Genomic DNA, 22,080 nt, shown 5'->3' with positions numbered 1-22,080 from the left:
GATTACTCCTGTTGATCATCGCCAGTGTCAACACCGGCAAAATACTGTTTTATTTGTCGCTCGCAATCCGCTCGCCCTGTTAGACGGTACGCGGCTGCCAAAGCAAGCCAATCGCGGCTTTGGTACAAGCGTTCTACAACCAGCGCGGACGGCGATGGCGTAGCGCCAATGCAGGCGCGCTTTAAATGCACTGCCGCCTGTTCAAAGGGCAGCTCACCCGCTACATAGCGCTGTTGTTGCTGTCTGTCGTATTCAGTCCCCTGCACCGGCAGCGCCGCCAGTAAAGCGGCCAGCGCTGGTGCCGGCATGTCCCGGCGCAGTAGCTCTGTACAGCTCAGCAACTCATCGCAAAGCACCTCACGCAGGGCATCAAGGTGGGGCAAATTATCACCGAGGGGGCGAACCACCATCAGTGAATAGCTGCCGCTACTGATGTCTCGCCGACTGGCCAGATGGACAGCAGCAAAACCTTGCCGCAGCCAAAATGCCAATAATTCCGGCTCGCAAGAGAAGCTGCTACTCAGGAACGCGCAGCCGCTCCCGCGAGCATTGTGCAGAAGCTCCCGTAGCAATGCGCTAGCAATCCCCCTTCGTCGCTGCCCTTCGCTCACCGCGATACGATTGATACGCAAGCTCGGCGCCACTAACCACTGTGTCTGCCCGCTCCGCTGTGCCAGGGCCTGAGCCAGCAAGTGGCCTTTTATACGCCGCTGGCCGCGGCTAACCCGTTCACATTGTTCATCGGCCAGCCCCCCTTCCGGAAGCGCCTGACAAACCCCAACGATCGTTGTACCGATACGCGCGATCATCAGCTGAGAAGGAAGGTCGAGCAAGTATTGAAGATCCTGCGGCGTCGTTTGGTAATGCGCTTCCATCAGTAACTGAAACACCTGCGCCAACGCCAAGTCATCGTTCACCAGTGTCGCCGCACTGACGCTATCGACGCGCAAGCCTCCTTTAACAGTGTCGGGTGCAGCGTCGGCAGTGCCCAGCAAAAAAATGGCGTTTAACGTGGTCTCAAGGGGGTCGTCGTCAGCCCAGCGCAGCGGCGTCGCTAAGAACTGTCTGCGCCACTGCGGCCGTAACTGGTCAAGACAGCGCCGGAAACGAATATCGAACCCTCTTCCTGTGCCTTCGTATCCTGACACGGTTGTGGAAAATACCAGCCTCGGTAAGCGCCCTAGCAGCGTTTCCAAGACTGGTAGCGGCAAGTGAGCCGCCTCGTCAACCATCACCAGCTCGGCTTGAAAGTCGTCGCAGGCACTGGCAGACAGCAAGTCAGCCGGCGTGAGATATTCCAGCGCCGCGCCCTGCCACACCAGCTTATCACCTTCGCGCGCCGCGCCCTGCCACACCAGCTTATCACCTTCGCGCACCGCGCCCGGCAACACCTCCATCGCGCGGCGAAAGGCGATCTCAACCATGTCGGCTCTGGCCGCGGATATCACCACTTTTTGGCTTCCGCTACACAGCAGTTCTGCAGCGGCCATTCCGAGCGCTGATGTTTTCCCCCGACCACGGTCGGCGCGAATAACAAGGGGGCGCCCCGACCGACCTCGCGCCGCGCGAACAATGGCAGTAACGGTGGATAATTGATCTGCGCTGGGTACCTCGGCTTGCCAGGCCTGCGACTTGTCGCCGTTGAGTGACGTCGAGTGGCTCACCTGGGCTGACTCGCTGCCTTGCTGGATCAAGCAGACTGCAGGCTGCAGGGGAAGCAACGTCGTGAGCCTGGAAATGAAGGCCGAGTGCTCAACCGCGAAACCCGCCTCCCCCATTGCCAGGGCGTAGGCCTGTGGCCAATCCGCTAAAGGCGGCGTTAGTAACACCAGGGAGCCGCCGCCTCGCAATGTGCCGGCTGCTGCCAACCAGTGATTAACCGAACTGTAGCGATGGCCGTCGATAATGACCCAATCACTTTCGATGCCTAAGCTGGCGGCTTTACCGCTCGGCTGAAACCCCGCCAGCGCATCGTGTGCAACGAGTAAGACGCTATCGTCGCCGTTGATCGCTGCGGATAATAATGCCTCTGCCCAACGCTGTTCACCGCTTAATACAATAAGCTGGCGGTGACCGCGGCGGACATTGCTCGCGCGCCGCGACGCGCACCACTGAGAAAAGACGTCGGCCTGCACTATTGGCTACCGCCACTGGGATAAACCGGGGCCTCGTGCATGTGTAGATGCAACAGCAGTTGCCGGTCGTTTCGGTAAATGCCTTGCAAGTTTTCGTCCAGAAATTCTTCAGCAAGATGGAGCAAATAGCCACGCAGTTCCGCCTCGGACACTAGCCCCAATTGAACCGCTGAGGCCATCGCGCCTTCCATACGGTACAGGGTCGCGGGTGGCACATCCCAGCCCTGTGCCTGTTCAGTGAAGAACGCACGCAAACGCTTGCGCAAGTCGTCGATAAAAGCCTGAGAGTCCACTGGTCTATCGCCTTAATCTAGATCGCGATGGGTCTGCACCAGCACCCAAGGGGCGACCACCACGGCCCATAACGAAGCCTGCTCTTGCGTCCACTTCTGCGCCGACTCGGTGTCGACACGGCCAAGCTGACCGGAGGTGAGCAACGGGCTAATGGTCTGGGTATCGTCGTTTGCCATGCCTGCCGCCACAGCAACAAGATCGAGCTTGGGTGAAACCTCCAGTACGGCGCCCTGAGCGTAGAAACGTTGCAATTCCTCCCAGGGTATTTTGGCGGTTTCGCGATTCAGCTTAGTCAGCAGCTCGTCACTTTCTTGCGGGTCAGTCATGAACAGGTAGGTCTCAAAGTCGGTGTATTAAGCTCCCCAGGGGAGCTGCCAAGGTGGCGACCATTCTACCAGCGCCGCCTCAACAGCTCTATCGCCAAAGGCCTCACCACTGCTTGGCTCACAAGTGAATGACATTGGCACGCCTCGGTAGTCAAAACGCAGCCCCCAGGCATGCAAGTAACAGCGATCCGCCGGCGACTTACCATAACGCTCATCGCCGAGAATCGGCACGCCCAAACTCGCCATCACCACGCGCAATTGATGCGTTTTACCGGTGGCAGGTTTCAGTAGATAGCAGCGCTTGCCCAGCGCAATACTGGTGCTGATAAAGCGGGTCCGCGAGGGATTATTGCAACTGCGGCTAAGCCGGTAACTTCCCCCGCGTGCTTTAATGATATCCCCCACTACTGCCCCCTGTTTTTTTCGAGGCTTGCCGAGTGCAATGGCGATATAAAACTTATCGATACGCCGCTCACTAAAGCTGCGCCCCAGCTCGGCTGCGGCCTCCGCATTGCGGGCGATAAGGAGTAAACCCGAGGTCGCATCGTCAAGGCGATGGACAAGGTGCAAGCCGGTTCCCCCTCGCTCAGTGCTGAGGCGGTCTAACAGGCTTTCACGGTGATGGTTGCGGTGCAAATTAGCACCGGCAGTTTTATTGAGCACAAAAAAATCACTGTGCTCATACACGAGTTCATACACGGGTGGATCGACTACTGCCCTTGCTGCTGAGTGCGGTGTTGCTGCGCGCCATTGAGCTCACGCCGCAGGATATCGATCTCTCTTAGGGATTCTTCCTCTACGCCGGCAAACTCCATCTGTAAGGCCAGTGCCTCAAAGTCCGTGGCCTGCCCCTGACGCGCATATAGATCGAGCAGTAGCATTTGTAAAGTCAGAGACTCGTCCTCACGCAGTGCCTGCTCAACGATCTGCTGAGCACCGCGGTAATCCCCCAACTCAATGCACGCCGCCGCGGCCGCCTGCGGCGAGTTATCCTCCTCAACCACACGAGCAGTCACTGAAGCAATATCTGCGCCGCCAGACTGTTCTTGAGGGGCATCACCCAGTTCCGCGAAAACGTCTTCAAAATGTGTTGCCGACGCCTTGGGGGCAGCCGTGGCCACACCAGCATAGTGAAACGCTTGCAAGCGGCGTTTTGCGGCGGCTTTACGGCGCCGATAAAACAATAGCCCGCCCACCGCTGCAACACCCAGCAGCAATAACGCCCAAGGACTGCCGCGCCACTCAGCATTTTCAGGCAGCGCAGCGGTGGTTTCGCCAATGGGCGCCGTGTCAGTCGCCGTAACCCCAGCTTGAATCGCCTCAGAGGGCGAGGCCGACGCCACATCAGCACCACGTACAAAGGTGCTTGATACGGCTTGCTCCCCTGCCTGAGATGCCTCAGCCAAAGGCTCCGCGACACTCACCGCCGGCAGCAGTGCGCTTTCACCGGCCTGGATCGCTGCGGTCTGGCCCTTCAGCGCAGTATATTCATCCTGCAAGCTCAGCAGGCGCGTCTGTAGCGTCTGCAAGCGGCTATTCATTGCCTCTATATTCGCTCGTACGGCTGACACCTCCTCGGTCACCGCCGCCAACGAAGCCGTCAATCGCTGCTCTTCGGTCATCGTCTGAGCGGCGTTGGAGCTTAAAACGACACGTTCTGTCGACGCTTCTGGCGCCGTTTCCACTTCACTATTTACCGTGCCATTAGGCGCCCGCGATATTTGTTTGCCCGAACCGCCAGGGCCCCCGCCCGGCAAAAACACCTCGGCAAGTGCTGCTGCCTCAACATTTAGCGAGACAGATTCCTTTAGCAGGTCCTTTTCGCCGCGCACAAAGGCCTGGGGGTTAAGGCGATAGACCGCCTCCATCAGGGGCAGTTGCTCACCGCCTCGGGCACGCCGAATGCGCGACGCCACTCGCCAAAGGCTGTCCCCGCGCACGGTGGTATACGTCGATGTATCAGCGCTAATAGGCCTCGCCGGTGACGATTTCGCGGGGCGATTACCCTGCGCTGGTTTTCCCGATGCCAGCCGAGTGCTCACTGCACCCGCTTGGGCCGCACTTGCCAACGCCGGTGCCTGCGCAGGCAGGTCGAGCAGCAATGTGTATTCGCGCTCAATCGTACCGGTCGGCCAGCGCACCGATAAAACGAAATTCAAAAAGGGTTCAACAATTGGCGTGGTGCTACGTAAATAAATTACGCCACTGCCAGAGGGACTTAATTCGCTGCGCACCGTCAGGGTTCGGGTATCGAGCCCGCCCATCGCACTATCGCTCTGCGCATCCCACACCGGCTTCACATCAATCAGAATTTGTTCGGGATCCAAGCCCTCGGCACCACTGATGACGACACGAGCGGCCAATGGCTTGCCTAACACCGAATCCAGCTCTGCACGACCTAAACCCATGGCTGTCGCATCGGGGCTGACGGCGACCGCTAGTAGCAGTGGAATAAAAGCAGGGGCTCGAAGTTTCTTCATTGCCGTATTCTCGTTTATTGTTGTGATTCACTTCACATTTATCAATACACTACAGCTTACAACATTTTGAGTTAAAGTCGCGCAGCAATCGCTGCTTAGTGGCCTGAGCGACGCTGAACAACAGACTGCTGGCAAGCAAAATGAAAAGCTGGCGACATGACATGAAAGAAATGCTTCAGCGTCACAGCACTGTCACGTGACTGCGCTAAGATCACCGCTTATCCACAACAAGTTTTCCCCAGATACAGTGAATAAGCTTGTGGATAAGGCTGTTCAATTCTCCGCTGAGCGGCGTCTCATCAACGCTACCGTCGCGCGCGTAGTTTTTGATCAACCTTTGGCGATCTGGCGACGACGTGACACCATTACCACAATAATCAAAGCCATTACGGCGGCCGCGCAAAAGTACGGGTAGCTCGGCGCGATTCGGTATAAGAAGCCCCCCACGAGCGGCCCAGCGACAAACCCAAGTCCCGCCACCGAGCCAAGCAGGCCCGCCAAACCGCCCTGCTCATGGGGCTCGACAACCAAGCTGGCACTGGCACCGTAGGCCGGGCCGGTCAAACCCATACCAAAACCGAACAAGCCCATCGCCGACAACAACATCGGCAAGGTGTCTGACAATGCTAATAGCAAATACCCGGCGCAACTGAACGGCAGCCCCATAAACAGCAGGTTCATTGGCGACCCGTTGTAGCGCTGTACCACCACAAATTGCGCAAACAGCATGGCACCTGATGACACGATCATCGCAGCGGAAAACCACTGTGCCGCCGCCACACCGTCGAGTGACAGTAAATCCTGAAAATAAAACCCCAGCGTCTGCTGAACCATGCCCAGCAAGCTGTAAAGCGCAAAACCGATGAGGATAAACAGACGATACCTGGGGTCGAAATACGCCATGCGCTTCGGCCGCTTGCCGCCGCTGCTATGCGCTGGAATGGCTGGCAAATAACGCCAGACCAAAATCGCAACCAATGCGGCCAGCGCGGCTTGCAAATATAGCGGCGTTAAATAACTGAAGGCGACAAACCACGCCAGCGCGGGCCCCAGCATTACCCCCAGTTGATTAAAGGCCTGCAATTTCGCCATCCCCTGCGCGCGCCGGGAAATATCGGTGACATCGACCATATAGGCAGCCGATGCCGGGTGGGTCGCCGACATCAAAGCGGCGTGAATACCGCGGCTGAACATCAGCAACACGTAAAGGAGGCCGCCACCGAGTATGCTAACAAGTCCCATCCACGCGACCGCGTTGAACAGCATGGTACCAATGGTGTAGCCGAACAGGCCGATAATAATGATCGGCTTTCGCCCCCATACATCGCTCTTTCTTCCCCAGTAGGGTGAGGTCATGAAAAAAACGAGCGCGGTAAGCGCCGACAGCGAGGTGATTGCCATTTCCTTGGGCGCAATCGTTAGTTCGGTAAAGGGGAGTTGCCAGAGCATTTCATGCAGGGCCAGTTCGCGCCCCAACATTGGCAGCACCGCAAACACCACGCTCTGGCCCATCCCCACCGCCATCATGGCGGCGTAAAGCGAAATCATCGCCCGCCAGTCAGACCTCGGTGCACTGCCTGTTTCCGTCACTCAGCTATCCTCTTGCCATCGGTTTTTATCTGCCACGCCATCTGGCACACTTTGATACAGCGTGATAGCGGCTGGCTATCGTCCGTTCGCGGAGCATGCATTTTACACAGCCACTCCTTTTGCCAACACAAACCAAGCGGGAAACATGTCAAAGGTTCAGCAAGACGTACCATTGAGCCAGCGTTGGCTGGACCGAATTGAACGCACCGGCAATCGCCTGCCACACCCGGTCGTGCTGTTCATTTACTTCTGCGCGATCGTCGTTTTGCTGTCGGCATGGCTCACGGCAACAGGCGCTAATGTTCAGAACCCCAGCAGTGGCGAATGGCTTTACACGCGCTCGTTGTTGTCCCGCGACGGCCTGCTGTGGATGCTACACAATGCGGTGGGTAACTTTGTGAGCTTCGCGCCTGTCGGCTCTGTGATCGTCGCGATTATGGGTATTGCGGTGGCGGAACACTCCGGCTTGCTCGGCCATGTGTTGACACAATTCGCACGACGGGCGCCACCCAAGGCATTGAGTGCGGTGATTGTATTCACCGGCGTATTATCCAGTATTGGTTTTGACTCAGGCTATGTTGTTTTAATCCCATTGGCGGCGATCGTTTTTCGCGCCGCCGGACGCTCTCCGCTAGCGGGCATTGCCGCCGCATTCGCCGGGGTATCTGGCGGGTTTAGCGCAAACATTCTCCTCGGCCCGGTCGATGCAATTTTGGCGGGGATCTCCACCGAGTCACTACAGCTGATTGACCCGCAGGCCTCGGTGAGCGTCAGCGCAAATTATTATTTCATCGCCTTTTCTACCCTGCTTATTACCCTCGTCGGCGCATGGGTGACGGAAACCTTGGTAGAGCCTCGACTGCAGCGCCCTGGGCAGACAGAGAGCACAAGCACGCCCCCGGAAGCCTCGGCCAGCGAGACAAAAGCGCTGCGCCGCGTGCTGCTTTTTAGCGTACTTTATGTCGCGGCGCTCATCGCGGCGGTCGTCCACCCACAGGGGCCATTGCGCAACCCTGACCCCAGCGGTATGGCAGCCCTGCCTCTGCTGCAGGGAATTGTGGTGTTTATTGCTGCATATGGCGCACTCGCCGGGATTATTTTCGGCTACAGCAGTGGCCGCTTTACGCGCAGCAAAGACTGGGTAGACGCCATGGAGTCAGGCATGAGCACCCTGGCCGGCTATCTGGTGCTAATGTTCTTTGCCGCCCAGTTTGTCAATTATTTTTCCTGGACGGGCATTGGCGCATTAACGGCAATTAAAGGCGCACAATGGCTTGCCGGGCTCGAGCTTTCCACTACCAGCCTGCTGATTAGCTTTGTGCTGTGCAGCGCGGCCATCAACCTATTGATCGGCAGCGCGTCGGCAAAATGGGCATTGATGGCGCCGATATTCGTCCCCATGCTGGCGATGCTCGATGTGGCACCCGAGGCCGTGCAAATGGCTTACCGAATTGGTGACTCCAGCACCAACATCATCACGCCGTTAATGCCATATTTTGGCGTTGTGGTGGCCTTTATACAGCGCCACGATAGCAAAGCCGGTATGGGCACGCTGTTAGCATTGATGCTGCCCTACTCCCTGTGTTTTATCGTGAGCTGGTCCGTGTTACTGGCGGCCTGGGTCGGATTGGGGATTCCACTAGGGCCGAAATAAAAAGGACCGAAATAAAAAAGGGCCACAAAAAAGCCGCCCTCAGCCAAGCTGGGGCGGCTTTCGACTACTGGCGTCACGCCTTATTTTTTCTCTTGGACAGCCGCACTCATCTCATCGATATTCACGTGACGAACATCCGCGCCCTTGGCCAAATAAATAACGTGCTCGGCAATGTTGCGCGCGTGGTCGCCAATACGCTCCAGGGAACGCAGCGCCCACAGTACCTGCAACACCGAAGAAATGGTGCGCGGATCTTCCATCATATAGGTCACCAAGCTGCGCATAGCGGTGCCGTATTCCATATCGACGGAGTGATCTTCTTCCGCCACATCCAGAGCCATATCACTGTCTACACGGGCAAACGCGTCCAACGCGTTGCGCACCATGCTCAAGACATGGTCACCAATGTGGCGAATCTCTAACACGCTGCGCGGCAGGCCACCCAGTTCACCCAGCTTAATTGCGGCTTCGGCAACTTTTGTGGCCTCATCGCCCATACGTTCCAGATCACTGATGATTCGGCTGATCGACAACACCAGGCGGAGGTCGGTCGCCGCGGGCTGGCGGCGCGCCAGGATAATGGTGCACTCCTCGTCGATGGACACCTCCAGCGCATTGACGATACGGTCGCCACGCTTCACTTCATCAGCCAGACCACTGTCCTGACTCATGAACGCAGTAGTCGCATCGGCAACTTGTTTCTCGACGACCCCACCCATTTCCAGCATACGGGTTTTAATATCGTCCAGCTCAGAGTTGAACTGCTGAGAGATATGGTGAGCGTGTAAGTCTTTATCTTTCATTCCCGCATCCTATTGGCGCCGAGCTAATGGCCTAGCCTTAGCCGTAACGACCTGTTATGTAATCTTCAGTTTGTTTATTGGTCGGATTGGTAAACAAGGTATCCGTATTATCAAACTCGATCAGTTTGCCCATATACATAAATGCAGTGTAGTCAGAGACTCGCGCTGCCTGCTGCATATTATGCGTAACGATGACAATCGTGTACTTGTCTTTCAGCTCATTGATCAGTTCTTCGATCTTAAGCGTTGATATGGGATCCAACGCCGATGCTGGCTCATCCAGTAGCAGGACTTCCGGCTCAACCGCAATGGTGCGCGCAATGACCAAACGCTGCTGCTGGCCGCCAGACATGCCTAGCGCGTTATCGTGCAGACGGTCTTTCACTTCGTCCCATAAGGCGGCACCGCGCAACGAGCGCTCGACCACTTCATCCAGCACCCGCTTTTTATTCACACCCTGAATACGCAGCCCGTAAGCGACATTCTCATAGATCGACTTGGGAAAGGGATTCGGCTTTTGAAATACCATTCCGACTCGGCGACGCAGCGTTGCCACATCGACACTGCGGTCGTAGATATCATTGCCGTCCAGGCGAATGGCACCCTCAACCCGGCAAGTATCGACCAGGTCATTCATGCGATTGAAGCAGCGCAGAAGGGTCGACTTACCGCAACCGCTGGGGCCGATAAACGCCGTGACCTTTTGACGAGGAATCTCCATATTGACGTCAAACAACGCTTGTTTGTCGCCGTAGTACAGATCCAAACCGTCGACATTCAGAGTAATGTCCTCGTCGGTAATAGAGGCTTCATTGCGTACCCGGCCAAGCGATTCCATATCGATTGCGTGACCAGCTGTAGCAGTTTTGTTGGTATCCATAAATTTTACCGTCATGGCTGTGCCAATTACATTTCCAGAGATTTGTATTTTTCGCGCAGATGATTCCGCAGTGCCACGGCACTGAGGTTCAGCAGCGCAATGATAATCACCAACAGCAATGCCGTAGCGTACACCAGTGGCCGCGCTGCTTCGACATTCGGACTTTGAAAACCAACATCATAGATGTGGAAGCCCAAGTGCATAAACTTCTGATCGAGGTGGAAGTATGGGAAGTTGCCATCCACCGGTAGCGACGGTGCCAACTTGACCACCCCGACGAGCATCAACGGCGCAACCTCCCCGGCGGCACGAGCAACGGCCAGAATCAGGCCAGTCATCATCGCCGGACTGGTCATGGGCAACACCACCCGCCACAGGGTCTCGGCCTTCGTGGCACCCAGGGCCAGACTGCCCTCTCGCAGATTGCGGGGAATACGCGCCAAGCCCTCTTCGGTTGCCACAATAACCACCGGCAGCGTCAGCAGCGCCAGCGTCACAGACGCCCACAGAAGTCCCGGTGTACCAAAGGTTGGTGACGGCAGTGCTTCGGGGAATAGGGCCTGGTCGATTTCTGCCCCAACAAAATAGATAAAGAAGCCGAGCCCGAACACCCCGTATACAATCGAAGGTACGCCCGCCAGGTTATTCACCGCAATGCGCACGATTCGCGTCATCAGCCCCTGCTTGGCGTATTCGCGCAGATACACCGCCGCGATAACACCGAAGGGCGTTACCAGTACCGACATAATCAGCACCATGATCACTGTACCGAAGATCGCGGGAAAGATGCCGCCCTCGGTATTCGCTTCGCGGGGCTCATCGGTGAGAAACTCCGCAAACTTGCCGAAGTAAAAACCGACCTTGTTGGCAAAGTTCATGGTATTGGGCTTGTAGGCGTGGACCACCGTCGACACGCGTTGCTCGCGCTGCTGGCCCTGCGCGGTCTCGACAATAAAACTGTCTCGGTTCCACTCGGCATACAGTGCATTCAGCTCTTTTTGCAATACCGCATAGGCGGCATCCAGCTCAGCGCGTTCGCTGTCTATTTCCAGCTGCTTTTGGGCGCGCTCAGCGGCAGGTAACGCTTCATCGAGTTCCAAGCCGCGCTGGCGCAGACGCAGTTTTTCCAAGCGGTAGTTGATCGCGCCAATCTCTTTCTTTTCAACGCGCTCGATATCATGGTGAATGGTTTCAGCACGTTCGATACTCTGCTGAAACGCCTGCCACAGTGCTTCGTCATCGGCGGCGGCGATCGCCTGGCCATCGCGCTTCAAACCGCGCAAAAAGCCGTAAAAGTTGCCCCACTCACGGCGCTCGAGAACAATCGCTTGTTCTGGGTAATACGTGTTCTGCAGGTAGCGACTTAACACCCATTTAAAATCCGCACCGCTAACATCGCGGTTGCCGACTTTCACCAGCTCTCGCTGGATAAACGGCTCGTCGGTATCGAGTGTAAAGCCAGCGCTGAGCAGCTGCTCGATCGCCACATCCTCGCTTTCAACCCGCTCAGCCATCACCACCGCTGGGGTTGCATCCGGCAACTGATACTCTGCGACAAAAACATCGGCGGGCCAAAAGTGGCTGAAACCACGCACTGCCAACAGTATTAACAAACCGATAACGGCCAGTGTGCTGACGGTCACCGCAGCGGCGTTCATCCAAATCAAGGGTTCGCCGCCCTTGAACCAGGCCGTCAGCCCCTGCTTTTCTTTATCCTGTAAATACATGATGTATCCCGAATCAATCAGAGGTTGCCGTAGCGCTGACGCAGACGCTGTCTGACCGTCTCCGCAACAGTGTTAACAACAAACGTAAACATAAATAGTACAAAGGCCGCCAAGAACAACACCCGGTAGTGACTGCTGTCGACTTCCGTTTCACCAATTTCTACCGCGATATTTGCCGCCAGCGTCCGCATACCCTCGAAGATATTGGCGTCCATAATTGGGGTATTACCAGTGGCCATCAGAACGATCATTGTCTCGCCGACCGCGCGACCCATGCCGATCATCAGGGCTGAGAAGATACCCGGGCTGGCGGTGGGCATAACGACACCAACCAGGCTTTGCCAAGGCGTTGCACCGAGCGCCAGTGATCCGTAACTAAGGTGCTTGGGCACCGAGAAAATGGCATCTTCAGCGATGGAAAAGATCGTGGGGATAACGGCAAAACCCATTGCCACACCCACCACCAGAGCATTGCGCTGGTCGAAGGATATGCCCAGATCATTGGTCAACCAGGCGCGCATATCGCCCGCAAAGAATGCCCTCTCCATTGGTGCGCTCAGCTCAACGCATGCGATTACCAGACCAATTACAACGGGAACCAACAGCAAGGGATGCCAGCCTTCGGGAACGCGGCGACTCACGCTCACGGGTAGTCGCGACCACAGCCAAGCGAAAATGAGAATACCCACTGGCAGCGCAATAAAGATGCTGAATACCGCGGGCAAATTGCGCTCGATAAAGGGTGCCAGCCACAGGCCGGCCAAGAAACCGAGAATAACGGTAGGCAAGGCCTCCATTAACTCGATGAGTGGTTTAACCTTGCGGCGCAGCGAGGGCGCCATGAAATACGCGGTGTAAATCGCACCACAAATCGCCAATGGCGCCGCAATTAACATGGCATAAAAAGCGGCTTTCAGGGTGCCAAAGGCCAGCGGTGCAAAGCTGTACTTCGGCTCAAAATCATTGTCTGCCGCCGAGGACTGCCAAACATAGTCGGGCTCGGGGTAGCTTTCGTACCACACCTTGCTCCACAGCACAGACCAAGAGACCTCGGGGTGCTCATTTTCCACGGCGAAGCTACGGATCTCCCCTCCCTGCAACTCGACAAGGAGGCGATCCGCCCGCGGCGAAATTGCCATGCCAAGCACATTTTTTAATTCCAGCTCTTCACTCAGCAAACGGCGTTGCGACGTGCTGTAGAAGATATCGAGGTGACCGTCATCGGTAATGCTGACAAAGCCTTTGCGGCGGTGTTCGGTCAGCAGCATCGCGGAGGGGCCACCTGCCGTAAACTGGCGCACAAACTGCAAACCGTATTGTCCGCCCTGCTGAGCATTGCGAACCACGAACCACTGGGACACGCTGCCATCCTCGGCGGCGGTGAGCAAAGAAATACCGCCTAACAAAAAGCGTACATCACTCAGTGCCGCGCCATCAGTCACTTCGCCGCGATCAACGATCTCCAGGCTGCGCAGGCTAATCAACCGGTAGCCACCTTGCTGGCTCAACACGTACAGCCACTGCTGGCGAGGCCCGATCAATAGATAGTCGGCGGAGATATCCAGCGTTGGCAATGCCAGGTTTTCTTCGACCAGGGTGATTTCTTCACTGAGGAAGTCTTCTTCTTTGGTCCAGCGGCGTCCGACCAAATGGCCGTCACTCACGGCGACCACCACCAGGGCTTCCTCACTGTCGCGCACGGCTAGTCGACTCAGGGCCGCGTCGCTAATTTCCATGCCGGCTTCGCCATAGGGAAAGCGCAGAGACGGCGTAATCAGGCGTTGATCCTCGGGGTAGCTCACGCGATAGTCATGTTTGGCCAGCAGAGCTCGACCGTCTTCCATACCCACCGCGAATACGCGGGTTTCTTCTGACTCCAGTGCAAAGCTGCTAATCGCTGCAGTCGTTGGCAGCGACCGCTTGAGAACCTGTTGACCATTCTCGGTATTAAAAAATACGGCATCCCCGTTTTCGGCAAGGCGAAAACCCACCTCGGCCTGTTCTTCCATTGCCAGATACAATGGCGCGGCGGCCACTGGCAATTGGAACTGTTCCTCTGACTCGATGCCAGCCGAATTAAACAGCGGCAGAATTTCATACAGCAGATAGAAAAAGATCAGCAGAATGGACAGCAATACCCCAACACCACCGCCGGTGATAGTTGCTGTGGTCATGCCATCTTTGACTTGGCGCCATCTGCGTTGGGCCGATGCAGTTGCGCGCACCTCTGATTGCTTCATAAGTCTCGGGCTCTTTGAGGAACTGGCGGGGATTTTATGACGATAATGTTTCAGTTTTGTTACAGATAAAAAATGTGCCACAAACTCACGTTTGCAGCACATTTTACAGCGACATCATGTCGGCATTTTTACAGCTCTAGCTTTTTGCGAATTTTCTCTACAACGCTTGCTGGCAGCGGGATGTAGCCATCTTTGGCAACGATTTCCTGACCCTGCTTTGACAGCACCAGCTTAACGAATTCGCGCTCTAGCGGCGTAAACGGCTTATTGGGTGCTTTATTCATGTAAACGTAGAGGAAGCGTGACAGCGGGTAGCTACCATTGATCGCATTTTCCGGCGTGGCGTCAACAAAACTGCCCTTCTCATTCTTGGACAGCGGAATAGCGCGAACGCTTGAGGTCTGGTAGCCGATGCCAGAATAACCGATGCCGTTAATAGAGGTAGACACAGACTGAACCACTGATGCCGAGCCTGGCTGCTCGTTTACACCATTTTTAAAGTCGCCTTTACACAGTGCCTTGCCTTTAAAGTAGCCGTAGGTGCCCGATACCGAGTTGCGACCGAACATTTGAATATCGCGCGCCGACCACGACCCATCCATGCCGAGCTGACCCCAGCGCTGGATATTTTCCGGGTGGCCACACTTGCGAGTGCTTGAGAAAACCGCATCGACTTCGGCGATGGTCATCCCCTCAATGGGGTTGTCCTTGTGGACAAACACCGCCAGGGCGTCAATAGCCACCGGAACCGCAACGGGTTTGTAGCCATATTTCGCTTCGAAGGCTTCGATCTCTTTGTCCTTCATCTTGCGGCTCATTGGCCCCATGTTTGAAGTGCCTTCTGTCAACGCCGGGGGCGCAGTAGAGGAACCGGCTGCTTGAATCTGGACGTTAACGTTTGGGTAAGCGCGTTTGAAGTCTTCGCTCCAAAGCGTCATCAGGTTTGCCAGGGTATCTGAGCCAACGCTGGAAAAAGTGCCCGATACACCCGCCGCTTTTTCGTACACAGGCAGCGCCGGATCAACTTCAGTGGCTGCCGCCACCCACATAGAGGAAAGGCCAAATGCGGCCGCCATCAGACATTGCTTCAGTTTCACAGGTATCTCCCGATCAATAAAATTGGTAACACGGCTGTCATTTTAGCGGCGCTAGATGACGGATTTATTACAATGAGAAATCAGTTTACCCGAGTGATTAATGAACGTGGAAATAAACAACTGAACGTACTGCCATGCCCCGGCTGGCTGGAGATTTTCATCTCGGCCCGGTGGCGCAACAAAACATGTTTCACGATCGCCAAACCCAAGCCTGTACCGCCGGTATCGAGGGAGCGACTTTGATCAACCCGGTAGAAACGCTCGGTTAGACGGGGAATGTATTGCGGCTCGATACCAATCCCGCTGTCCTGCACTTCCAAAACACCGTGGCTGTCATCCTGGTACCAACGCAGCACAATTCGGTCATCCTCGGCGGTGTAGCGCGCGGCGTTTACCGCCAGGTTAGACAGCGCGCTGCGTATTTCCGTCGCCTGCCCTTTCAGGGCAATGGCATCGTCACATTCGATGTCAATCTGGCGGTTGCCCTTGGCGGCCGCCAGGGCTTCTTCGCGCACCATTTCCATCAGCGGGCGGATGCGTATTACTTCATGCTCGCTGGCTTGAGGGACGGATTCCAGTCGCGACAAGAGCATTAAATCTTGAATGAGGTGATGCATGCGACGAGACTGCCGCAGCATTTGATCGATGGCGCGATCCCAGCGCGGGTTGTCGCCACCGTGCTCAGAAAACGTCTCCAGGTAACCATTGATCACCGTCAGTGGCGTGCGCAACTCGTGCGACACATTCGCGACAAAATCTTTGCGCATTTTTTCGAGACGGTGGGTTCGCGTGACATCGCGAGCAAACAGTAAACGGTTACCCTCTGCGAAAAAGCTGATGCTTAAACTGAGCTGTATCTCGCTGTTTACCGGCGACGCCATTTCAAAGGGCATGGCGTATTTTTCTGCTTCGTAGTAGGCAACAAAATTCGGGTTGCGCACTAAATTCAGCAGCTGCAAGCCGACATCTTCATCCCTGCGCAGCCCCAGTAGATCCATCGCCGCATCGTTGCACCATTCGATGTTGCCGTGACGATCCAGCATCACCACAGCATCTGACATCGATGCAAACGATGAATGTAAGTAATCAATAATTGCTTGTAACTGATCACGATCTCCCGAAGCATGCTTCTGCATATCGTAAATCGTGTCGAAAATTTGACCCCACATGCCAATTGCCTCTGGCGGCTCGGTACCCAAGCCTCTATATAACCAGTCGCTCAGTCGTTGAAGTTGCCATAGCAGCCAGGTGCATATCACCGCTGCAACGATAAAAACGGGCCACACTCCAAGGTCGAACGCTGTTGCAAACACTGCCGCCGCTGCCAATGGCAGCACTACGCGAACAAGCTCCGTCTTCCAGCCGTAATACCGCATAGAGCAGCGCTAGGCGCTCACCCCCGTTGCGGAAAAACGGTAGCCAGTACCGCGAACGGTTTGAATCAGCTGCCCGAAGTCTCGCTCGCCGGTCAGCAGCGCTTTGCGAAGCCGGCGAATATGAACATCTACCGTGCGCTCTTCAACATAGACATTGGTGCCCCATACCTGGTCAAGCAGTTGACCACGGCTATAGGCACGCTCTTGGTGGGTCATGAAAAACTTCAGTAATTTAAACTCGGTGGGCCCCATATCCAAAGGCTCACCATTGGCAAACACGCGGTGACTGGCGGGGTCGAGTTTGAGGCCATCCACCTCAATGGTCTCTTCCTGCTCAGGCGAGCTGCCGCGGCGCAACACTGCCTTGATGCGCGCCATTAGCTCTCGGGAAGAAAACGGCTTCGTAATATAGTCGTCGGCACCGACATCCAGGCCCTGAACACGGTTGTCTTCATCGTCTTTAGCGGTGAGCATGATCACCAGCATATCCCGGGTTAAATCTTCCCGGCGCAAGCGGCGCAGCAGCTCAATACCACTGGTGACTGGCATCATCCAGTCCAGCAGTACCAGATCCGGGCGCTGATCAACAATAATTCCGTGCGCTTCCTGCGCGTTGCTCGCTTCGATGCAGTCGTAACCGGCAAGCTCTAGCCCTACGCGGATCATCTCGCGAATGGCGGCTTCGTCATCGACGATGAGGATGGTCTTTGTGCTCATGCTCTTCCCTTGTAGCCTGTGGATGCTTGAGCCTGCATTAAAACGGCCTTTAATGACAATTATATGACAACGACTCGATCAAGGCGCCAGCCGTTGCCCCCAATCTTAGTCGAAAACGACAGTTTTATTACCGTGCACTAACACCCTGTCCTCAAGGTGGTTGCGAAGCGCGCGTGCCAGAACGCTCTTTTCAACATCCTTACCCAAACGCACCAGATCATCCTTACTATGGCGATGCGACACCCGAATGACGTCCTGCTCGATAATCGGGCCTTCATCCAGCTGCTCAGTGACGTAGTGGCTAGTGGCACCGATCAATTTTACGCCGCGATCATAGGCCTTCTGGTAGGGGTTCGCGCCAATGAAAGAAGGCAAAAAGCTGTGGTGAATATTGATCATTCTGCCGCTGTAAGCACGGCAAAACTCCGGGGGAATAATCTGCATATAGCGCGCCAGCACGACACAATCAGCGGCATAACTTTCGGTTAGCTCCTGAATACGAGCGTGGGCCGGCGCCTTGTTTTGAGGGTCGACCGGCACATACTCAAACGGAATTCCATGCCACTCGACCATGCTGCGCAAGTTCTCGTGATTTGAGATCACACAGGGAATATCACAGTACAGCTCGTCGCTATGCCAGCGGTGCAATAAATCTGCAATACAGTGTGAGGCATGGCTTGCCAGAATCACCACCTTGCGCCGCCGCGCTGAGTCGACCAGCTCCCACTCCATGTCATAGGCCTGCGCCAAGGGCGTAAATGCCTCGCGCACTGCCTCGGCACCGATACTCAGTGAATCGGCTTTAATCTCATTGCGCATGAAAAACCAATTGCTGTCAGCATCCGCGTGATGATTGGCTTCGGTTAGCCAGCCCCCCTGGTCGGCGACAAATTGACTCACTTTGGCGACAATGCCAACGCGGTCTGGACAACTGGTGATCAAACGGTAGGTATGTTCCATCTTTACAACAACATCCTTGCAAAAAAATCTTAACCCTTGTTCAGTATTGCCCGCACTGCCTGAGGCAGGTCTGCGGGAAGCACAACGGTCTTGGCATTGTCGGACGCTGACAACTGACGCAGCGAGTCAGCGTATTTTTCACCCAGCAGATACAGCACGGGCAATTCATCACCTTTAACGGCCTCCGAAACCAACTCAATCGCTGCACCGCTGGCCTTAGCCAACACCACTTCCGCCTGGGCGTCGCGACGCGATGCTTCCAGACGCCCCTCAGCTTCGAGGATCGCAGCCTGCTTCTCACCTTCGGCCTTGGTCACCGCCGCGCGACGTTGACGCTCTGCCGCGGCCTGTTCTTCCATGGCACTTTGCATGGTGGGAGATGGATTAATGTCTTGGATTTCCACCGTTTTAAGTGTGATCCCCCAGTCGGAAATATCGTCTGAAATCCCCGCTTTGAGCTTGGCCTTGATTTGCTCCCGCGACGACAGGGCCGAATCCAACGACATTTCGCCTACAATTGAACGCAGCGCAGTCTGTACTAGGTTTTGGATGGCAATAGTGTAATTCTCAACACCGTAGACAGCCTTCTCAGGAGAAACGATATTTATATAGGCCACCGCGTTGGCAATAATCACCGCATTGTCTTCAGTGATGACCTCCTGGGAGGGGATATCCAACACAATATCCTTGGTTGTTAGGCGATAGGCCACTTGATCAACATAGGGAATAATAAAATTCAAACCGGGGTTCAAGGTGCGGTGATATTTACCCAGGCGTTGCACAATGTGTTTGTAACCTTGGGGAACGGTCTTCACCCCCATCGACAGCGTGACCACAACCAATACAAACAACGCCCCTGTAATCGCTAAACCATCCATATTCTTCCCCTAAAACCTCGTAAAATGAGCCTGCCAGCAACGGTATTATTCGGCAGCTTTGGCGCCGCGCTGGCGGCGTACTATCAATGAATTACCAGAGATATCTTCAACAACGACCCGGTCTCCAACGATCAAGGGCTCGCGACAAATATAACTCCATTCGTCATTACCCAGCACCGGTATACTGAAGCGCACTTGCCCCTCGCGGTGGTCCCCAACGCGCGTAACCATACCCTCCTGACCCACAACCTGCTCGCGCGACATGCCCGATAAACTTTTATCTTTCATACGCGGATGCACAAATTTAAACCAGAGGAACAAGTCGACCGCCGACAGCCCCGCCCAGATCAACACTTGAACACTAAAGGGCAAATCCACAACGGCGGTGATCAGCCCCACCGCAATGGCGCTGGCACCGAACCAGAGCATGACAAAGCTGGGAACAAAGACCTCGCTGGCAACCAGTAAAAGCCCCAAAACCATCCAGTGCCAGTACTCTATCGAGTTATTCAGCCAATCCATTTGTGCGCTCCTGCTGCCACGCGATAAGTGAGAGGCATTATTTAGCCACGATCTCACTTAATAGCAAGCGCCAAAGCTGCTAATTCACACTTGATTGGGGCTGCACCCCCACAGCAAACAGCAGGGATTTCCGGTACAATAGCCGATCATTCGAGAGTAGCTACGCCATGTCTTTACCACCGGCCATTTTTAGCCACCACCCCTACTGGGCGGAGTGCTTCGGCACCGCACCATACTTGCCAACCAGCCGCGAGGAAATGGACGCCTTGGGTTGGGACAGCTGCGACATCATTATTGTCACCGGCGATGCCTATGTGGATCACCCTAGCTTTGGCATGGCCGTTATTGGGCGCGTATTGGAAGCGCAGGGCTTTCGCGTTGGCATTATTTCCCAGCCGGACTGGCAGTCAGCAGAGCCCTTCACCGCGCTGGGCAAACCTAACCTGTTTTTCGGCGTCGCCGCCGGAAACATGGACTCGATGATTAATCGCTACACAGCAGACCGCCGACTGCGTCACGACGATGCCTACTCACCGGATAACGTCGGTGGCAAGCGCCCCGATCGCGCGGTTATCGTCTATGCCCAGCGCTGCCGCGAAGCCTATAAAGACTGCCCCATTGTTATCGGCTCCATCGAAGCAAGCCTGCGACGTATCGCGCACTACGATTACTGGAGCGACAAAGTCCGGCGCTCAATTCTCATGGACTCACGGGCGGATATTCTGCTGTATGGCAATGCCGAACGCGCCATTGTCGACCTCGCTCACCGGCTGTCTCGCGGCGAGCCGGTGGAGCAAATTCGCGACCTTCGCGGCACCGCATTTATTCGCGACGCAGTGCCTGACGGCTGGACGGTTGTGGACTCCAGCGATATTGACCGACCCGGCAAGGTGGATCCGATCACCAGCCCCTATGTGGACACCAGCGCTGACCCCAGTTGCAAAACCGAACAGGCAAAGGCAGCAAGCGAGCCAGACGCTGCGCAGACCATCACTATTATCGACCCCAGGCAGGCCCGTAAAAGCGACGCACCGGCAGAGCGAACAGTTATTCGCCTACCCGCTTACGAAACGGTAAAAAAAGACCCCGTCAGTTACGCCCATGCAGCGAGGGTGCTTCACCTGGAAACCAATCCAGGCAACGCACGCGCGCTGGTTCAGCGCCATGGCGACAAGGAAATTTGGCTCAACCCGCCACCCATTCCACTCACAACAGAAGAGCTCGACTGGGTCTTTGAGTTGCCCTACCAGCGCCGCCCTCACCCCAAGTACGGCGAGGCGCGGATTCCCGCGTATGAAATGATTCGCAACTCGGTGAATATCATGCGCGGCTGTTTTGGCGGCTGCAGCTTCTGTTCTATCACCGAACACGAAGGACGGATTATTCAGAGCCGCTCAAAAGACTCGATTGTCAGAGAAGTGGAAAAAATACGCGACAAAACGCCGGGCTTCACCGGTGTTGTGTCGGACCTCGGCGGCCCCACCGCCAATATGTGGCAACTGACCTGCAAAAGCGAAGCGATTGAAAAAAGCTGTCGTCGCCTATCCTGCGTCTACCCCGGGATTTGCAAAAACTTAAACACTGACCAAACACCGCTTATCGAACTGTACCGTGAAGTTCGCAATCTGAAAGGTGTTAAAAAAGTCCTTATCGCCTCCGGCCTGCGCTATGACTTGGCCGTGGAAACACCCGAGTACGTCAAGGAACTGGTCTCCCACCACGTTGGCGGCTATTTAAAAATCGCACCCGAGCACTCAGAAGACTCACCACTGAGCAAAATGATGAAACCGGGCATGGGCAGCTACGACCGCTTCAAAGCCATGTTCGACAAATACTCCAAGCAAGCGGGTAAAGAACAGTACCTCATTCCCTACTTTATTGCGGCGCACCCAGGCACCCGCGATGAAGATATGATGAACCTGGCACTGTGGCTGAAGAGCAACGGCTTTCGCGCCGACCAGGTGCAGGCCTTCTACCCCTCTCCAATGGCCAATGCGACGGCAATGTATTACTCGGGAAAAAACCCGTTACGCAAGGTAAGCCGTCGCAGTGAAAATGTATTCAGTGCTAAGGGATTGAAACAGCGACGTTTACATAAAGCCTACCTGCGTTACCACGACCCTGAAGGCTGGCCTGCGTTGCGCGAATCGCTGCTGAAAATGGGACGCAAGGATTTGATTGGCTATGGCAAAAAGCATCTCGTGCCGCCGCGCCAACCGGCAAACTGGAAAAGTAAAAACCCGAAGCGCGGCCGCATGCTAACGCAGCACACGGGACTTCCCCCTAGAAAAACGACATAAAAAATTCATTTTATGGCTGGCAAAAGGCTTTCTATACCTATTCAGACTGTGTATATAATGAGCTTGCTGGCTATAGATGCAGCTTGGTTTTATGTAAAAGC

At 55.5% G+C, this 22,080-nt stretch carries 18 protein-coding genes; 2 read left to right on the top strand and 16 right to left on the bottom strand.

The window, feature by feature from the left end; all coding sequences use genetic code 11:
• Positions 1-2: 2 nt before the first annotated feature.
• The 6 genes from ABNS66_RS10055 to ABNS66_RS10030 form a co-directional block, all read right to left on the bottom strand.
• Positions 3-2,135 carry a GNAT family N-acetyltransferase gene (locus ABNS66_RS10055; RefSeq protein ID WP_286838373.1) on the bottom strand — a complete coding sequence of 711 codons (2,133 nt, stop codon included), beginning with the start codon at positions 2,133-2,135 and terminating at the stop codon, positions 3-5.
• Positions 2,135-2,428, bottom strand: coding sequence for a hypothetical protein (locus ABNS66_RS10050; RefSeq protein ID WP_286838370.1), 294 nt, complete (start codon positions 2,426-2,428; stop codon positions 2,135-2,137). The genes ABNS66_RS10055 and ABNS66_RS10050 overlap by 1 nt, the downstream gene beginning before the upstream one ends.
• Positions 2,429-2,440: 12 nt before the next feature.
• The gene (locus ABNS66_RS10045; protein ID WP_204996380.1) at positions 2,441-2,755 is read right to left on the bottom strand and encodes a DUF2288 domain-containing protein; all 315 of its coding nucleotides are present in this window, start codon (positions 2,753-2,755) and stop codon (positions 2,441-2,443) included.
• Between the two features lie 27 nt (positions 2,756-2,782).
• Complete coding sequence (locus ABNS66_RS10040; protein WP_286838368.1) at positions 2,783-3,454, bottom strand: TIGR01621 family pseudouridine synthase; 672 nt, start codon at positions 3,452-3,454, stop codon at positions 2,783-2,785.
• Positions 3,455-3,465: 11 nt separating this feature from the next.
• Positions 3,466-5,235, bottom strand: a complete 1,770-nt coding sequence (locus ABNS66_RS10035; RefSeq protein ID WP_348655310.1) for a hypothetical protein — start codon at positions 5,233-5,235, stop codon at positions 3,466-3,468.
• Positions 5,236-5,565: 330 nt separating this feature from the next.
• Positions 5,566-6,825 (bottom strand): MFS transporter, encoded by a 1,260-nt coding sequence (locus tag ABNS66_RS10030; protein WP_286838265.1) that lies wholly within the window; start codon positions 6,823-6,825, stop codon positions 5,566-5,568.
• A gap of 145 nt (positions 6,826-6,970) precedes the next feature.
• On the opposite strand from ABNS66_RS10030, the gene ABNS66_RS10025 reads away from it, so the two are divergent.
• Positions 6,971-8,479, top strand: coding sequence for an AbgT family transporter (locus tag ABNS66_RS10025; protein WP_286838267.1), 1,509 nt, complete (start codon positions 6,971-6,973; stop codon positions 8,477-8,479).
• An 80-nt stretch (positions 8,480-8,559) separates the two neighbouring features.
• Here the strand turns inward: ABNS66_RS10025 and phoU are convergent, their stop codons facing one another.
• From phoU to ABNS66_RS09975, 10 genes are all read right to left on the bottom strand, one after another.
• Complete coding sequence (gene phoU / locus ABNS66_RS10020; RefSeq protein WP_027873868.1) at positions 8,560-9,282, bottom strand: phosphate signaling complex protein PhoU; 723 nt, start codon at positions 9,280-9,282, stop codon at positions 8,560-8,562.
• A gap of 37 nt (positions 9,283-9,319) precedes the next feature.
• Positions 9,320-10,120, bottom strand: coding sequence for a phosphate ABC transporter ATP-binding protein PstB (gene pstB / locus ABNS66_RS10015; protein ID WP_286696193.1), 801 nt, complete (start codon positions 10,118-10,120; stop codon positions 9,320-9,322).
• A 68-nt stretch (positions 10,121-10,188) separates the two neighbouring features.
• Positions 10,189-11,889 carry a phosphate ABC transporter permease PstA gene (gene pstA / locus ABNS66_RS10010; protein ID WP_286695696.1) on the bottom strand — a complete coding sequence of 567 codons (1,701 nt, stop codon included), beginning with the start codon at positions 11,887-11,889 and terminating at the stop codon, positions 10,189-10,191.
• A 17-nt stretch (positions 11,890-11,906) separates the two neighbouring features.
• Positions 11,907-14,063, bottom strand: coding sequence for an ABC transporter permease subunit (locus tag ABNS66_RS10005; RefSeq protein ID WP_286838269.1), 2,157 nt, complete (start codon positions 14,061-14,063; stop codon positions 11,907-11,909).
• 194 nt (positions 14,064-14,257) lie between these two features.
• Positions 14,258-15,226 (bottom strand): phosphate ABC transporter substrate-binding protein PstS family protein, encoded by a 969-nt coding sequence (locus tag ABNS66_RS10000; RefSeq protein ID WP_027873872.1) that lies wholly within the window; start codon positions 15,224-15,226, stop codon positions 14,258-14,260.
• Positions 15,227-15,306: 80 nt separating this feature from the next.
• Entirely contained in the window at positions 15,307-16,602 is a 1,296-nt protein-coding gene (gene phoR, locus ABNS66_RS09995) for a phosphate regulon sensor histidine kinase PhoR (RefSeq protein WP_027873873.1), read from the bottom strand.
• Positions 16,603-16,611: 9 nt separating this feature from the next.
• Positions 16,612-17,319, bottom strand: coding sequence for a phosphate regulon transcriptional regulator PhoB (gene phoB, locus ABNS66_RS09990; RefSeq protein WP_286838271.1), 708 nt, complete (start codon positions 17,317-17,319; stop codon positions 16,612-16,614).
• A 105-nt stretch (positions 17,320-17,424) separates the two neighbouring features.
• Positions 17,425-18,279: a formyltetrahydrofolate deformylase gene (gene purU, locus ABNS66_RS09985; RefSeq protein ID WP_286838273.1), complete on the bottom strand. Its 855-nt coding sequence runs from the start codon at positions 18,277-18,279 to the stop codon at positions 17,425-17,427.
• A gap of 29 nt (positions 18,280-18,308) precedes the next feature.
• Positions 18,309-19,157, bottom strand: a complete 849-nt coding sequence (locus tag ABNS66_RS09980) for an SPFH domain-containing protein (RefSeq protein WP_286838274.1) — start codon at positions 19,155-19,157, stop codon at positions 18,309-18,311.
• Between the two features lie 45 nt (positions 19,158-19,202).
• A complete protein-coding gene (locus ABNS66_RS09975) occupies positions 19,203-19,679 on the bottom strand; it encodes an NfeD family protein (protein ID WP_286838277.1) in 477 nt (158 codons plus the stop codon).
• Positions 19,680-19,846: 167 nt separating this feature from the next.
• On the opposite strand from ABNS66_RS09975, the gene ABNS66_RS09970 reads away from it, so the two are divergent.
• Complete coding sequence (locus ABNS66_RS09970; RefSeq protein ID WP_286838280.1) at positions 19,847-21,979, top strand: YgiQ family radical SAM protein; 2,133 nt, start codon at positions 19,847-19,849, stop codon at positions 21,977-21,979.
• Positions 21,980-22,080: the final 101 nt, after the last annotated feature.

The sequence above is a fragment of the uncultured Spongiibacter sp. genome, assembly GCF_964011655.1.
Classification (GTDB): Bacteria; Pseudomonadota; Gammaproteobacteria; order Pseudomonadales; family Spongiibacteraceae; genus Spongiibacter; species Spongiibacter marinus.
The sequence above is the reverse complement of the archived record's forward strand: the minus strand, read 5'-3'. Positions and strand labels throughout refer to the sequence as shown.

Excerpts from the sequence above, each read along its gene's own strand:
- ABNS66_RS10045 (WP_204996380.1), bottom strand. The coding sequence starts at position 2,755 with ATGACTGACCCGCAAGAAAGTGACGAGCTGCTGACTAAGCTGAATCGC.
- ABNS66_RS10035 (WP_348655310.1), bottom strand. The coding sequence starts at position 5,235 with ATGAAGAAACTTCGAGCCCCTGCTTTTATTCCACTGCTACTAGCGGTC.
- ABNS66_RS10025 (WP_286838267.1), top strand. The coding sequence starts at position 6,971 with ATGTCAAAGGTTCAGCAAGACGTACCATTGAGCCAGCGTTGGCTGGAC.
- phoU (WP_027873868.1), bottom strand. The coding sequence starts at position 9,282 with ATGAAAGATAAAGACTTACACGCTCACCATATCTCTCAGCAGTTCAAC.
- pstB (WP_286696193.1), bottom strand. The coding sequence starts at position 10,120 with ATGGAATCGCTTGGCCGGGTACGCAATGAAGCCTCTATTACCGACGAG.
- pstA (WP_286695696.1), bottom strand. The coding sequence starts at position 11,889 with ATGTATTTACAGGATAAAGAAAAGCAGGGGCTGACGGCCTGGTTCAAG.
- ABNS66_RS10005 (WP_286838269.1), bottom strand. The coding sequence starts at position 14,063 with ATGACCACAGCAACTATCACCGGCGGTGGTGTTGGGGTATTGCTGTCC.
- phoR (WP_027873873.1), bottom strand. The coding sequence starts at position 16,602 with ATGCGGTATTACGGCTGGAAGACGGAGCTTGTTCGCGTAGTGCTGCCA.
- phoB (WP_286838271.1), bottom strand. The coding sequence starts at position 17,319 with ATGAGCACAAAGACCATCCTCATCGTCGATGACGAAGCCGCCATTCGC.
- purU (WP_286838273.1), bottom strand. The coding sequence starts at position 18,279 with ATGGAACATACCTACCGTTTGATCACCAGTTGTCCAGACCGCGTTGGC.
- ABNS66_RS09980 (WP_286838274.1), bottom strand. The coding sequence starts at position 19,157 with ATGGATGGTTTAGCGATTACAGGGGCGTTGTTTGTATTGGTTGTGGTC.
- ABNS66_RS09975 (WP_286838277.1), bottom strand. The coding sequence starts at position 19,679 with ATGGATTGGCTGAATAACTCGATAGAGTACTGGCACTGGATGGTTTTG.
- ABNS66_RS09970 (WP_286838280.1), top strand. The coding sequence starts at position 19,847 with ATGTCTTTACCACCGGCCATTTTTAGCCACCACCCCTACTGGGCGGAG.